Annotated in this window: 13 protein-coding genes; 5 read left to right on the top strand and 8 right to left on the bottom strand. The window is 70.9% G+C overall.

The window, feature by feature from the left end; all coding sequences use genetic code 11:
- Positions 1 to 1601: DHA2 family efflux MFS transporter permease subunit (locus tag QM591_RS10545; RefSeq protein ID WP_415132323.1), on the bottom strand; the 1601-nt coding region annotated here is incomplete at its 3' end.
- Between the two features lie 86 nt (positions 1602 to 1687).
- Between QM591_RS10545 and QM591_RS10540 the strand changes: the two genes are divergently transcribed.
- From QM591_RS10540 to QM591_RS10530, 3 genes are all read left to right on the top strand, one after another.
- Positions 1688 to 2551 carry an alpha/beta hydrolase gene (locus tag QM591_RS10540; RefSeq protein WP_415132321.1) on the top strand — a complete coding sequence of 288 codons (864 nt, stop codon included), beginning with the start codon at positions 1688 to 1690 and terminating at the stop codon, positions 2549 to 2551.
- 192 nt (positions 2552 to 2743) lie between these two features.
- Positions 2744 to 3793 (top strand): biotin/lipoate A/B protein ligase family protein, encoded by a 1050-nt coding sequence (locus tag QM591_RS10535; protein ID WP_415132319.1) that lies wholly within the window; start codon positions 2744 to 2746, stop codon positions 3791 to 3793.
- The gene (locus QM591_RS10530; RefSeq protein ID WP_415132317.1) at positions 3790 to 4653 is read left to right on the top strand and encodes a DNA-methyltransferase; all 864 of its coding nucleotides are present in this window, start codon (positions 3790 to 3792) and stop codon (positions 4651 to 4653) included. Before QM591_RS10535 ends, QM591_RS10530 begins: the two co-directional genes overlap by 4 nt.
- A 19-nt stretch (positions 4654 to 4672) precedes the next feature.
- On the opposite strand, the gene QM591_RS10525 is transcribed toward QM591_RS10530, so the two are convergent.
- The 5 genes from QM591_RS10525 to galT all read right to left on the bottom strand — a co-directional run bounded on the left by QM591_RS10525 (position 4673) and on the right by galT (position 9681).
- The gene (locus QM591_RS10525; RefSeq protein ID WP_415132315.1) at positions 4673 to 5656 is read right to left on the bottom strand and encodes a phosphotransferase family protein; all 984 of its coding nucleotides are present in this window, start codon (positions 5654 to 5656) and stop codon (positions 4673 to 4675) included.
- 39 nt (positions 5657 to 5695) lie between these two features.
- Positions 5696 to 6307: a YdcF family protein gene (locus QM591_RS10520; RefSeq protein ID WP_415132313.1), complete on the bottom strand. Its 612-nt coding sequence runs from the start codon at positions 6305 to 6307 to the stop codon at positions 5696 to 5698.
- A gap of 68 nt (positions 6308 to 6375) precedes the next feature.
- Complete coding sequence (locus QM591_RS10515; RefSeq protein ID WP_415132311.1) at positions 6376 to 7212, bottom strand: alpha/beta fold hydrolase; 837 nt, start codon at positions 7210 to 7212, stop codon at positions 6376 to 6378.
- Positions 7213 to 7312: 100 nt separating this feature from the next.
- Positions 7313 to 8509 carry a galactokinase gene (galK, locus tag QM591_RS10510; RefSeq protein WP_415132309.1) on the bottom strand — a complete coding sequence of 399 codons (1197 nt, stop codon included), beginning with the start codon at positions 8507 to 8509 and terminating at the stop codon, positions 7313 to 7315.
- On the bottom strand, positions 8506 to 9681 hold the full coding sequence (galT, locus tag QM591_RS10505; protein ID WP_415132325.1) for a galactose-1-phosphate uridylyltransferase: 1176 nt from the start codon (positions 9679 to 9681) through the stop codon (positions 8506 to 8508). The genes galK and galT overlap by 4 nt, the downstream gene beginning before the upstream one ends.
- Before the next feature lie 127 nt (positions 9682 to 9808).
- Here galT and QM591_RS10500 point away from each other — a divergent pair, with 127 nt between their 5' ends.
- Positions 9809 to 10765 (top strand): LacI family DNA-binding transcriptional regulator, encoded by a 957-nt coding sequence (locus tag QM591_RS10500; RefSeq protein ID WP_415132307.1) that lies wholly within the window; start codon positions 9809 to 9811, stop codon positions 10763 to 10765.
- Positions 10766 to 10906: 141 nt separating this feature from the next.
- Here the strand turns inward: QM591_RS10500 and galE are convergent, their stop codons facing one another.
- Both galE and QM591_RS10490 read right to left on the bottom strand, forming a co-directional pair.
- A complete protein-coding gene (gene galE / locus QM591_RS10495; protein ID WP_415132306.1) occupies positions 10907 to 11884 on the bottom strand; it encodes a UDP-glucose 4-epimerase GalE in 978 nt (325 codons plus the stop codon).
- Positions 11881 to 13002 carry a LacI family DNA-binding transcriptional regulator gene (locus QM591_RS10490; protein WP_415132305.1) on the bottom strand — a complete coding sequence of 374 codons (1122 nt, stop codon included), beginning with the start codon at positions 13000 to 13002 and terminating at the stop codon, positions 11881 to 11883. Before QM591_RS10490 ends, galE begins: the two co-directional genes overlap by 4 nt.
- 161 nt (positions 13003 to 13163) lie before the next feature.
- Between QM591_RS10490 and QM591_RS10485 the strand changes: the two genes are divergently transcribed.
- A complete protein-coding gene (locus QM591_RS10485) occupies positions 13164 to 14117 on the top strand; it encodes a carbohydrate ABC transporter permease (protein WP_415132303.1) in 954 nt (317 codons plus the stop codon).
- Positions 14118 to 14195: the final 78 nt, after the last annotated feature.

The raw sequence follows: 14195 nt of genomic DNA, 5'->3' as shown, positions 1-14195 counted from the left end.
GTCGCTGTCGGCGCGGTCGGCGCGTCCGTCGCGTCGCGGCGGCGTCTCCCCAGCCCCGCGGTCGCCGCGAGGCCCACCGCGACGAATCCGGCCGCGGTGAAGGCCGTCCAGCGGGTTCCCTCCGAGAAGGCCTCACGTGCCGCGGTGGCCGCCTCGGCCGTCGCCGGGTTCTGCTCCAGTCCCGAGATCGCCGCCCCGGCGCTGTCGACGACGGCGCTCACGATGCTGTCGCGCTGGGCAGCGGGCATGCCCTGCTCGTCGAGGGTGGCACCGAGCGTGCCCGCCGTCGTGGTGAACAGCACCGTGCCGAGGATGGCGATGCCCAGTGCCGAGCCCACCTGCCGGGCGGTCGACTGGGTGCCCGATCCCTGGCCGGATTGCGCGACCGGCACGTCCTGGAGGATCACGCCGGTCAGCTGGGCCGTCGCCAGCCCCACGCCGACGCCGTAGACGAAGAGCCCCGGAAGCAGGAGGCCCCACGCGGTGTCCGGACCGATCACGACGGCCACGGCGACGATGCCCACGATCTCGGCGAGGAGACCCGCTCGCACCACCGCGACGGGAGAGACCTTGCCGCTGAGGGCTCCTGCGATCCCGCTCGCCACGAAGGAACCTCCCGCCAGCGCGAGGAGCACGAATCCCGTCTGGAGTGCGTCGAAGCCGAGCACGAACTGCAGCCACAGCGGCAGAGCGAGGATGAGCCCGAACTCGCCGAGGGCGACCACGAGCGCGGCCAGGTTCCCGGTGCGGAAGGTGGCGATCCGGAAGAGGGACAGATCGAGCAGGGTGGAGCGTCCGCGTCGACGCCGTGCGAGGGTCCAGGCGAGGAAGGCGGCCAGCGCGATCGCCGAGATCGCGAACGCGATCGGCACGGGCGAGAGCGTCCACGTCCAGGTCCACGACCCGAACTGCGGCTCCTTCTGCGTGAGCCACCAGCCGTAGGTGCGTCCCTCGATGAGTCCGAAGACGAGAGTGCCGAAGAGGATGACCGACAGCGCGGAGGCGACGACGTCGACCCGGCCGTATCCGGGTTCCTTCGATTCCGCCACTGCCCAGAGAACGCCCACCACGATGATGACGCCGAGCGGCACGTTGATGCCGAACGCCCATCGCCAGGAGAACGCTGTCGTCAGCCAGCCGCCGAGGAGCGGCCCGACCGCGGCCATGCCGCCGATCGTGGATCCCCAGACGGCGAACGCGATGCCGCGTTCTCGTCCGCGGAAGGTGGCGTTGAGGAGGGAGAGGGTGGTCGGGAGCATCATCGCCCCGCCGACGCCCTGCACGAGGCGGGCGCCGATGAGCAGTCCGCCCGAGGGGGCGAGCGCGGCCAGCACCGAGGCGAACGCGAACAGGCCCACGCCGGTGAGCAGCATCCGGCGGCGGCCGAAGCGGTCGCCGAGACTTCCGAACAGCAGCAGCAGGGAGGCGAAGACGAGCGTGTAGGCCTCCTGGACCCATTGCACCTCGGTGGAGGTGATCCCGAGGTCGTCGACGACGGCCGGGATGGCGACGTTGACGATGGTCGAATCGACGATGATGAGCGCGACGGCGAGGCTGATGAAGACCAGCCCGAACCATCGCCGCGATGTCCGATCCCTCATGAATCGCTAGCTTATCTAGCGAAATGCGAAAAGGCGAGGGGTGCTGTGCTCGTGGTGAGCGATGGGGGCGGCCCTAGACTCGCGACATGGCGACAACCGAGCGCACCTTCACCGACGCATACGGCATCGACATCTCTTTCGACGTGACCCCGGCGGCCACGACGCCACGCGGTGTCGTTCAGCTGCTCCACGGCGTGGGTGAGCACGCCGGTCGGTACGCCGCACTCACCGACGCGCTCGCCGCCGCCGGGTTCACCGTCTACGCCGACGACCACCGGGGTCACGGACGCACCGGCATGGCTCAGCACGGGGGCGACGCGACGCGCCTCGGGCGACTCGGCCCGGGAGGTCTGCGTGCGGCTGTGGCCGCCTGTGCCCAGCTGACCGGGATGATCCACGAGGAGAACCCCGGCCTTCCGCTCGTCCTCATCGGGCACTCGTGGGGCTCGTTCCTCGCGCAGATGCTGCTCGATCGCGCTCCGGACGCCTACGACGCGGTGGTGCTGTCGGGGTCGGCGCTCCGGTGGCCCGGATCCCTCAACTCCGGCGACCTCAACAAACCGTGGCGGGGTGCCACGGCGAACGGCACCGAATGGCTCGCGAGCGATCCTGCCGTCGGAACCGCCTTCCTCTCCGACCCGCTCACGACATCCACTCCGCTGCTGCGGCTGTTCGGCCCGATCGAGGCCGCGCGTCTGTTCGGCCGTCCGCGCAAGGACCTGGGGCGCGACGTCCCGGTGCTGTTGATGGTCGGCCAGCAGGACACCGTGGGCGGTCCGCGCAGCGTCCATCGCCTCGCCGACGCCTACCGCACCCGTTCGGCCCTCACCGATGTGACGACTCTCGTCTATCCGGGCGCCCGGCACGAGATCTTCAACGAGACGATGCAGGCCGACGTCCGTGCCGACCTCCTCGCCTGGCTCGACGCGCGCTTCCCCTCCCGCGACTGACCCGCCCAGTCCGCGCGGCTGGGCGGCTGGCACAACGGCGGGTGCGGCGGCCGACACGCCGTGGCCCGGGAAGGGTGGCGCGGCGTGTTGGTGCGGCGGTCCGCCGTTGTGCACAAGCCGGGCACAAGCCGGGCACAAGCAGGGCACGCGCAGGGTCGAGGCGCGGCGGGCCCCGGGCCGTAGGCTGGAGGCGTGCACGGTGAGTACAAGGTTCCCGGGGGAAAGCTCGTGGTCGTCGACCTCGAGGTGCAAGACGGCCGCATCGCCGATTTCCACCTCGCCGGAGACTTCTTCCTGGAACCCGACGACGCACTGCTCGACATCGATCGCGCCGTCACCGGGCTGCCGGTGGAGTCCGATGTCGCCACCATCGCGGCCGCCGTCCGTGCGGCCCTCCCCGAAGGCGCCCAGCTGCTCGGCTTCACCCCCGAGGCGGTCGGCACCGCGGTCCGGCGCGCCCTGGTGACTGCGCCCGGATGGAGCGACTTCGACTGGCAGATCGTCCACGACCCTGCGGTGTCGCCGCGGATGAACCTCGCCCTCGACGAGGTGCTCACCGCGCGCGTCGGCGACGGGCGCCGCTCGCCCACGCTCCGCATCTGGGAATGGGACGAGTCGGCCGTCGTGATCGGTTCGTTCCAGTCGTATCGCAACGAGGTCGATCCCGAGGGTGCGGCCCGGCACGGCTTCGACGTCGTGCGTCGGATCTCCGGCGGCGGGGCGATGCTCATGGGGGCAGGTTCCATCGTCACGTACTCGCTGTACGTCCCGGCCTCCCTCGTGGCGGGGATGACCTTCGCCGACTCCTACGCGTTCCTCGACGACTGGGTGCTCCACGCGCTGCGATCGCTCGGCATCGACGCCGTCTACCAGCCGCTCAACGACATCGCCTCGCCTCAGGGAAAGATCGGCGGCGCCGCTCAGAAGCGCCTCGCCAACGGCGGGGTGCTCCATCACGCCACCCTTTCGTACGACATGGACGGTGACGTGCTCACCGACGTCCTCCGCATCGGCCGGGAGAAGCTGAGCGACAAGGGCACCGTCTCGGCGGCCAAGCGTGTCGATCCCCTGCGGCGACAGACCGGGCTCCCGCGGGAGGCCATCATCGACCGCTTCATCGAGACCTTCGCGACCCTCTACGGCGCCGAGCCGGGGACGATCACGGCCGACGAGTACGCCGAAGCGGAGGCGCTCGTGGAGTCGAAGTTCGCCACCGAGGCGTGGCTGCACCGCGTTCCGTGAGTGGGGCCACACCGGGAGCCGTCGAGATCCGGCACGGCGACAACCTCGAGATCGCCGCTCACCTTCCCGACGCCTCCTTCACCCTGATCTATCTGGACCCGCCGTTCAACACCGGACGCACCCAGGGCAAGGCCGTCGAGAGTGCCGTCCGCGATGCCGTCACCGCGCAGGCGGCGGCCAGCGGCCCGGTCAAAGCGGGGTTCCGCGGCACGAGCTACGCGCGCACGTTCGGGGAGCGGCGCGCGTACTCCGACCGATTCGACGACTATCGGGACTTCCTCGCGCCGCGGTTGCGGGAGGCCCACCGCCTCCTCGCCGCCGACGGCACGCTCTACGTGCACCTGGACTACCGGGAGGCGCACTACGTCAAGGTGCTGCTCGACGAGCTGTTCGGGCGGGAGTGCTTCCTCAACGAGCTGATCTGGGCCTACGACTACGGCGCCAAGAGCCGTCGGCGCTGGCCGACGAAACACGACACGATCCTCGTCTACGTGAAGGATCCCGCCGCGTACTGGTTCGACTCCGAGGCCGTCGACCGTGAGCCGTACATGGCCCCGGGGCTGGTCACCCCCGAGAAGGCGGCGCGCGGAAAGCTCCCGACCGACGTCTGGTGGCACACCATCGTCCCGACGAGCGGACGGGAGAAGACCGGCTATCCGACCCAGAAGCCCGAGGGGATCCTGCGCCGGATCGTCCAGGCCTCGAGCCGCCCGGGCGATCGCGTGCTCGACCTGTTCGCCGGAAGCGGCACGACCGGAGCGGTCGCCTCGGCACTCGGGCGTGAGAGTGTCCTCGTGGACAGCAATCCGGAAGCCATCGCCGTGATGCGGCGCCGGATGCCGCACGCCGTGCTCGTCTGAGGGCGCCTCGTCGGCGCGGTCAGAGCCCTCGGTCGCCGAGGGCGGCGTCGGCCGTCGCGAGTTGCGCGAGCAGCGCGGTCCGCAGGAACGCCTCGCCCTCACGGTCGTCGCTGCGGCCGCGTGGCACCGCCTCCACGAGCATGATCGCGGACAGGTAGGCCTGATAGAGCGCGAGGCGCGCCCGCATCTCGGGAGTGAACGACAGCGGCTCGGCGGCGGTCTCCGCGTAGCCTTCCAGGAAGGGGAGATCGGCGGCCGGATCGGCGAACAGGCTCGTCGAGACGAGCTCTGCCAGCGGGTCGCCCCAGAACGCGCGCTCACCGTCGATGAGCCCTTCGATCGTCGCCCCGGAGGGGCCGCGCGTGATCAGCACGTTGCCGTCCCACAGGTCGAAGTGCACGAGCACGGGCGTCTGGACGGCATCGAGCAGGGGAGCAGCGCGCTCGCACAGGCCGAGGATCTCGGCGGCAGGGAGGTCCACGTTCCAGGTGGCGGCGTCGGTCAGGAGTGCGCGCCACATGAGTTCGAACGCCCCACGCCACGTGTCGGCGCTGAGGAGGTCGTGCGATCGCTGATAGCCGAACCTCGTCCCCGTCACCGCCCGCATGCTTCCCACGAGCCGCCCCAGCTGCCTGCGCACCTGCGCGCGCTCCGCGTCGGGGAGCTCGATCGAGACGAGCGACTCGCCGGGGACGAGCGTCATCGCGAAGGCCGGCCGTCCGCCGGCGACGGTCTGAGCGAGTGCTTCCGGCACCGGAAGCACGTTCTCCGTCCGGGCGTAGAAGTCGAACTCGGCGGCGATGAGGTCGCTCTCGTAGGTGAGGAGGGGCACGTCGTCTGGAGGGCCGACCTTCAGCACGGCGGCGCGGCCGTCGCGTGCCGTCGCGGCGTGGACGACGGCGAAGGTCCCGCCCTCGAACGCTGCGCCGACCTCCGCGAGATCGAGGTCGCGGCACAGCGCCTCGACGGTGGCGGGATCGAGGGGGATCTGGGTGGAGCTCATGCGGCGTGCTCCGTCGGGTCGGGCAGCATGCCCCTCATGTTAGCGAGGCGCCTCCGCGGCGCTCGCACCCGGCATCCCGTCCCGGTCCCGTCGCCCGGCGACGGCGGCGCCGATGGCGTCGTACGCGGTGAAGAGGACGCGGAGCGGACCGACCTCGAACGGACGGAAATCCCGCGTCGGCCGCAGCCGGAGGAAGAGCGTGGGCTGGCGCTCCCGCAGGTGACGTCGCGCGCGGCGAGCGTGGAACGTGTTGCTCGCGATCCGGATCGTGCGGGCCGTCTCCAGCCACGGCAATGAACGCGCCAGGTTCTCGCGCGTCGTCGTGGCGGTGCGCTCGCGCACGATCCGGTCGTCGGGGATCCCGTGACCACGCGCGAGGTCGGCCATCACGTCGGCCTCGGGAACGTCGGTCTGTACGGCCGCCCCGGTGAACACGAACAGCGCGCCCCGCGGTGCGGAGCGGAGGGCGACCCGGGTACGCCACCGCTGCACGAACCCGGGAGTGCCGTCGCGACGGGGAGGGAAGCCGAGCACGAGCACGACGTCTTCGCCGTCGGGTGGGCCCGACTCCGGACGCTCCGGGTAGTCCTGTCGGGAAGCCCGCCACGAGTACGCCTCCGCCCAGAGCACGGCGGCCGCAGCGACCACCACTCCGACCACCGCGAGTGCCGCGCCCCCGCGCCGCGCCCGGCCCGGCCGGGACCGTTTCCGCGCCGCCGTCACCCGTTCAGGAACGCCAGCAGCGCCTCGTTGACCTCGGCCCCGTGGGTCCACAGCAGTCCGTGGGGCGCCCCCTCGATCTCGACGTACGTGGCCTCCGGGACGAGCTCGGTGAACTTCCGCCCCGTCTTGTCGATGGGGAGGATGTTGTCCGCCGTGCCGTGGAGGATCAGCGCCGGCACCGTGATCGCGGCGAGGTCTGCGCGGAAATCGGTGGGCCAGGTCAGCGGAGCAGCCGCGATCGCGGTGTTGCCGGCGCGTCGGGCGGTGGCCACGGAGGCGTCCAGCGCCTCCTGCGAGATGCGTGACCCGAGGTTCTCGTCGAGGTTGTAGAAGTCGCGGAAGAACCCGGTGAGGAAGGCGTGCCGGTCCTCGCGCACCGATGCCGCGATGCCGTCGAAGAACTCCTGCGGGCCGGCGCCGTCGGGGTTGTCGTCGGTGATGAGCAGGAACGGCTCGAGGGAGCCGAGGAAGGCGACCTTGGCGATCCGCGATGCGCCGTACCGCGACAGGTAGCGTGCGATCTCTCCCGTGCCCATGGAGAAGCCGACGAGGATCGCGTCGTCGAGGTCGAGGTCTTCGATCAGAGCGTGGAGGTCGGCCGCGAAGGTGTCGTAGTCGTAACCCGATCCCGCCTTCGTGGAGGCGCCGAAGCCGCGCCGGTCGTACGCGATGACGCGGTAGCCGGCATCCAGGAGTGCCGCCTGCTGCTTGCCCCACGATTCGCCGTCCAGCGGGAATCCGTGGATGAGGACGACCGGCTGCCCGGTTCCCTGGTCGGTGTAGAAGAGCTCGATGTCGGCCGAGTTCTCGGTGCCGACGGTGATGTACGCCACGATGGCTCCTTCCGGGCGCGACGGTCGCCACGCCCGGTCACGACGCTACGACCCCGGCGCGGCAGGCGCCAGAGGTTGACACCCGTCGGTCAGTCGTTGTTCACGGGGCGGTCGCGGGCGCGGCATCGCGTGCGGCGCCGGCCGAGGGACGAACCGTGAACACGTGCGGCGCGGCGAATCCCGCCTCGGCGAACGCCCGCTCGACGACGGCGGCGACGTGCGGGACGAGCTCGCGGTCCACCAGGGCGATCGCGGCGCCGCCGAAGCCGCCGCCCGTCATCCGCGCCCCGATCGCGCCGGCGTTCCGGGCCGTGTCGACGGCCAGATCCAACTCCGGCACCGAGATCTCGAAGTCGTCGCGCATCGAGACGTGAGAGGCATCGAGCAGGCCCCCGATCGAACGCGGACCCTGCGAGCGCAGGGACGCCACGGCGTCGAGGACGCGCTGGTTCTCGGTGACGACGTGACGCACACGGCGGAAGGTGACCTCGTCCATCAACGTCTTGGCGCGCGGGAGATCGGTGACGGCCAGGTCACGCAGCGCACGCACGCCCATGATCTCCGCACCGCGTTCGCACGCCGCTCGGCGCTCGCCGTAGCCGCCGGTCGAGTGCGCGTGGGTGACACCGGTGTCCATGACGAGCAGTTCCAGACCCGCGTCGGAGAAGCCCAGGTGCACGACCTCGGTGTCCAGCGAGCGGCAGTCGAGGAAGATCCCCGCATCCGGCTCGCCGAGCATCGACGCCATCTGGTCCATGATCCCGGTGGGTGCTCCCACCGCTTCGTTCTCGGCGCGCCGGCCCACCTGGGCGAGGGCCACGCGGTCGAGCCCGAGCCCCCAGACCTCGTCGAGGGCGACGGCGGTCGCGCCCTCGATCGCGGCGGACGACGACAACCCGGCCCCCACCGGAACGTCGGAGGCGATCGCGAGGTCGACCCCCATGACGTCGGGGCCGGTCTGCCGCGCGCTCTCCAGGAGCGCCCACGCGACGCCGAGGGGATACCGGGCCCACTCGACGACCTCTTCGCGGCGAGCGGGGAACAACTCCGACAGCGCCGACAGCTCGACCTCGACGGGCGTGGGGTCGAAGCTCGACACGACGCGGATCCGGCGGTCGGCGCGGGGGGCGAGCGCGAGGTGCGTGCGGTGCTCGATCGCGAAGGGGAAGACGAACCCGTCGTTGTAGTCGGTGTGCTCGCCGATCAGGTTGACCCGTCCGGGGGCCGACCAGGTTCCCGCCGCAGGTGCGTCGGTCAGGGTCTCGAGGAGGGAGAGGGCGGTGTCGGCGGCGGTCACAGGTCGATTCCTTCGATAGCGGTGCGGAGACGCTCGGCGGCCGTCTCGGGCGGGACGTCGCCGATCCAGGCGCCCATCGCCGACTCCGAGCCGGCGAGGAACTTGAGCTTGTCGGCGGCTCGGCGGGGGCTCGTGAGCTGGAGGTGCAGGCGCACGGTGTCTCGTCCGACGTGGACGGGAGCCTGGTGCCACGCGGCGATGTACGGCGTCGGCGACTCGTACAGGGCATCCACCCCGCGCAGCAGCCGGAGGTACAGCGGGGCGAGTTCGTCGCGTTCGGCCGCATCCAGTGCCGCGAAGTCGGCGACCTGCCGGTGCGGCATCAGGTGGATCTCGATCGGCCAGCGCGCGGCGAACGGGACGAACGCGGTCCAGTGCTCCCCGCGCAGCAGCACGCGGGGGCCGGCCTGCTCGAAGGCGAGGATGCGGTCGAACAGGTCGGGGCTCGTCCGGTCGATCGAGTCGAGCAAGCGGGTCGTCCGCGGCGTGATGTAGGGGTAGGAGTAGATCTGACCGTGCGGGTGGTGCAGCGTCACCCCGATCGCCTCGCCGCGGTTCTCGAACGGGAAGACCTGCTGCACGCCCGGCAGCGCCGACAGGGCAGCCGTGCGATCGGCCCACGCCTCGATGACGGTGCGGGCGCGCGTGATCGAGAGGCTGCCGAAGGAACCGGCGTGTTCGGGCGAGAAGCACACCACTTCGCAGCGACCGACGCTCGTCCGCGTCCGACCGAGACCGAGGAAGGCGAGGTCGTCGAGGCCGCGAGGCGGGTCGGCGGCCTCGGGGGCATCGCCCGTCGCCTCGGCGAGGGCGGGGCCGAAGGAGGGCGACTTGTTCTCGAACACCGCGACGTCGTACATCGCGGGGATCTCCGACGGGTTGGTCGGGGTCTGCGGGGCGAGGGGGTCGAGCTCCGCCGGGGGGAGGAAGGCGCGGTTCTGGCGGGCCGCGGCCACCGACACCCAATCGCCCGTGAGGATGTCCTGGCGCATCGTCGCCGTCGCCGGTCGGGGATCGAGCTCGCGGGAGTCGACGGCGCGCTCGGGGCCGAGCGAGGTACCGGGGTCGTCGTAGTAGATGAGCTCGCGGCCGTCGGCCAGGCGCGTCGGGCGCTTCACCACGCCGGCTCCGAGGGGCTCGGCGGGCGGGATGTCTCTGCGCAACTCCGGCATGTTCACGATAACACGGTAGCGAGATCGCGTGTTATCGTCAACACAACACGAATCGCCGGAGTTCTGCAGGTGCGGGCGACGAGATTCCGGGACCACGGGGAGCGCGCGGATGCACAGGCGGGTATCGATGGGCGACGTCGCCGCCACGGCCAGGGTCTCCGCCCAGACCGTCTCGCGCGTCGTCAACGCCAGCGCTCGCGTCGATCCCGACACGCGCCGCCGCGTCGAGGAGGCGATGGCGAGTCTCGGCTATCAGGTCAACCGCACCGCGCGGGCGCTGCGCACCGGGCGCTTCCATACGATCGGCGTCGTCGTGGCGACCCTCGCGACGGTCGGCAACTCCCGCATGCTGGAGGGTGTGGCGGGCTCTGCGTCCGCGCGGGGGTACGGGCTGACGGTCGTCAAGCTCTCCGACCGCGCCGCGATCGACGACGCGTTCGCGCAGCTGCAGGAGCAGGGCGTCGACGGTGCCATCGTCGTCAACGAAGCCACCGCGATCGCACGGGGATCGGAGGCACCCCGCGGAATGAAGATCGTCGCGGTCGACTCCCCGCTTCCCGCTCCGTTCGCGACCGTCCAGTCCGACCACGCCGGCGGAGCCCTCGCCGCGACCTCGCATCTCCTGTCCCGCGGCCACGCCCGCGTGCACCACCTGGCGGGCCCGGCGACCTCGTTCGCTGCAGCCGAGCGTCAGCGCGGATGGGAGGAGGCGCTCGCCGCGGCGGGCGTCGTGCCCCCGGAGACGGTCCGTGGCGACTGGAGCGCCGCGTCCGGGTACGCCGCGGGCACGGCCTGGGCGTCCGATCCCGCCGTGACGGCGGTCTTCGCGGCGAACGACCAGATGGCGCTCGGGCTGATCCGCGCCCTGTCGGAGGCCGGGCGCTCGGTGGGGTCTGACGTGCACGTGATCGGCTTCGACGACGTGGCTGACGCGGCGGAGTTCCTTCCTCCGCTCACCACCGTCCGGCAGGACTTCGACGCGCTCGGCGAGGCCGCCGTGGACGCCCTGGTCGCCTCGATCGATGGTGCCGACCCGCAGCACGTGGTGCTGCCCACCCGCCTCATCCGTCGCGCCTCCGCCTGACCCGTCCACCCGTCCCGGTCCCCGCCCTCTGCCGAGAGCACATGCTCACGTCGAGCGCATACCTCACGGGCGCGAGTCGGATGTGCGCTCGGTGAGAGCATGTGCTCTCGACGGGACGGGTGGAAGACGGGGTGGGGCGGGTCAGGAGGCGGCGCGGCGGGCGTCCCAGCCGGAGCGGACCATCTCGTCGACGGAGTGCCGGTTCTGCCACTGCAGGTCGCGCGCGGCGAGCTCGCCCGTCGCGACGATGCGGTCGGGATCGCCGGGCCGCCGCGGGGCGATCTCGGGGGTGAAGTCGATACCGGTCACGCGCGCCATCGCATCCATGATCTGCCGCACCGACAGGCCGTTCTGCGAGCCCAGGTTGTAGGCCGGTTCCACCGGCTCCCCGGCCTCCAGGCGCTGCGCGGCGACGACGTGGGCAGCGGCGATGTCGCCCACATGCACGTAGTCGCGCACGTTCGTGCCGTCGGGGGTTCCGTAGTCGTCGCCGAAGATCTTGGGGGTCCGTCCCTCGAGCAGCGCCTCGAAGACGAGCGGGAACAGGTTGTGCGGGCTCGTGTCGTAGACCGAGGGGTCGCTCGAGCCGACGACGTTGAAGTACCGGAGCGATGTGTGACGCAGCGGCGCATCGGAATCCGCCGTCGCGCGGGCCTGATCGCGCAAGAGCCATTCACCGATGAGCTTGGACTCGCCGTAGGGCGAGGCGGGGGCCTTGGGCAGGTCTTCCGTGACGAGCTCGACATCGGGGGTGCCGTACACGGCGGCGCTGGAGGAGAAGACGATCCGGGACGCTCCGTGCTCGGCCATCGCGGCGAGGACGACGCGAGTGCCCTCGACGTTCTGCTCATACGTGTGCAGGGGGCGCTGCACCGAGACGCCCGCGTACTTGAAGCCCGCGACGTGGATGACGCCCTCGACGCCGTGGGTGCGCATCGTCTCGACGAGGAGGCCGTGGTCGAGGATCGAACCACGCACGAACGGCACGCCAGCGGGAACGAAGCCTTCCCGTCCGCTGGAGAGGTCGTCGATGACGACAGGGTCGAGCCCGGCTTCGGCCAGGGCTCGCACGACGTGCGCTCCGATGTATCCGGCGCCACCGGTGACGAGCCAGCTCATGAGTCCTCCTGGACGTTCGTGGCCGCCGGGGTCGCGGCCGGTTGGGAAAGCAAGGGGCGGTGCGCAGCCGGAGCGGCGTGCGGGCCTCGATAGGGGGCGGTGGAGGAACGCACGACCAGGTGCGTTCCGATCTTGCGCACGCCCGGTTCGAGCGTCCGTCCCTCGATCTGTTCGACGACGAGTGACACCGCGAGGGAGCCCGCGTCCTCGAAGTTCTGATGCACGGTCGTCAGCGGGGGCCAGAAGTGGGCGGCCTCGTGCATGTCGTCGAACCCGACGATGCTGACGTCTTCCGGTACGCGGAGGCCGCGCTCGTGCAGCGCGCGCATGGCGCCGAGGGCCATCTGGTCGTTCGCGACGAAGATCGCGGTCGCCTCTGCGACCTCGGCCAGCTCCATCCCGGCACGGTATCCGGCATCGGCGGTCCAGTCGCCGTAGATCGGCTCGTGGACCGTGCGTCCCTCCGCGCGCAGGACCTCGCGCCACGTCTCGGCGCGCTCGCGGGCGGAGTTGGACTCGGCGGGCCCGGCCACATGCCACACCGTGGGGTGTCCGAGCTCGAGCAGGTGCCGCACGGCCTGCTCGGTGCCCTGCGCCTGATCGGCGTTGACGGACGGGCGATCGGCGCGGGCGCCGGAGGCGACGATCACGTGCGGGATGCCTTCGGGGAACCGCAACGACGTGCGGGAGATCAGGTGCGACTCGATCACTACGATGATCCCGTCCACCGCGTCTTGGCTGAGCCGAGACAGCGCGGTGGTCACCGGGACCTCCGCGGTGAGGTCGCCGATCGTCGGCTCGACCTGGATCAGCTCCAGCGCGTAGTCGCGACGGGCGGCCTCGGCGCCGAGGCCCGCGAGCGTGCGGATGTTGCCGAGCATCCCGAGGCTGAACACCACGACGCCGATCGACCCGAAGGCGCCCCGGCGAAGCGCGCGCGCCGCCACGTTCGGCCGGTAGCCGAGCTCGTCCATGGCCGCGAGGACCTTCTGTCGAGTGGCCTCGGCGACGTTGGGCACGTTGTTGGCGACCCGCGACACCGTCTGCCCCGACACGCCGGCGCGCTGCGCCACCTCGCGCAGCGAGACGGACCTCGGGTGATCGTTCGCGAGGGTCATCAAGGTCACTCTATGCCTTCGGGCAGGTCGGGGGTTGACAGATGTTGACGTCAACATGCTACTCTCGCCGCAGTCGATGTTGACGTAAACATCGCGAACCGTGCGGCACCGCAGCCCGCACCCCGCATCGCCCGACCACGACGAAGAGGACGCAGACGAGGATGTCGACCATCGCTCCCGCGGCACCGCCGCCCGCTGCCCCCGCAGCGCCCCGCGACACATCGCGGCGCCGGCGTGGCATGCGCACGACCACCCGGCAGTGGGCGGGGCTCGGCTTCGTCGCCCCCTTCCTCGTCGTGTTCGCCTTGACCTTCCTCGCTCCGGTCGCCTACTCGATCTACCTCAGCCTGTTTCGCAACAAGCTGGTGGGCGGCAACTCCTTCGTCGGCATCGACAACTACCTCCAGGCCTTCACCGACCCGAAGTTCCTCGAGGGGGCCCTGCGCGTCTCGCTCTTCCTCGCCGTGCAGGTGCCGATCATGCTCGCCCTCGCCCTCGTGGCGGCCCTCGCGATCGACTCGCGGCGCCTGGCCGGATCCTCCCTCTTCCGCATCGGCCTGTTCCTGCCCTATGCGGTTCCCGGTGTCGTCGCGGTGCTCATGTGGGGGTTCATGTACTCCGAGCGCATGGGCCTCGCGGGCAACATCAACGACTTCCTGGGCTTCGACCTCGTCACCCCGTTCACGCAGCAGTGGATCCTCGTGGCCATCGGGAACATCGTCACGTGGGAGTTCGTGGGCTACAACATGCTCATCTTCTACTCGGCGCTGCGCTCGATCCCGGGTGACATCTACGAGGCGGCCGCCCTCGACGGCGCGGGCCAGTTCCGGATCATGTGGAGCATCAAGCTGCCCGCCCTGCGCGGAGCCATCGTCATCGCCACGATCTTCTCCATCATCGGCAGCTTCCAGCTGTTCAATGAGCCCAACATCCTGCGTCCGCTCGCCCAGAGCATCATCACGACGTACTTCACGCCCAACATGTACGCGTACAACCTCAGCTTCTTCGGGCAGCAAGTCAACTACGCCGCCACCGTCGCGATCGTGATGGGCGTCGTCACTGCCGTGATCGCCTACGTCGTGCAGCTGCGCGGCAACCGTCAGGAGCTGCGATGATCACCACCGCCGCCGTCACCACTGCCCGCGCCGCCGCCGCGGAGCGCCGCTCGTCGCGCCGGGCGGCCCGCCGCCTCG

The sequence above is a fragment of the Microbacterium sp. genome, assembly GCF_047607225.1.
Taxonomy (GTDB): domain Bacteria; phylum Actinomycetota; class Actinomycetes; order Actinomycetales; family Microbacteriaceae; genus Microbacterium.
This window is presented reverse-complemented; position numbering and strand designations above follow the sequence as displayed.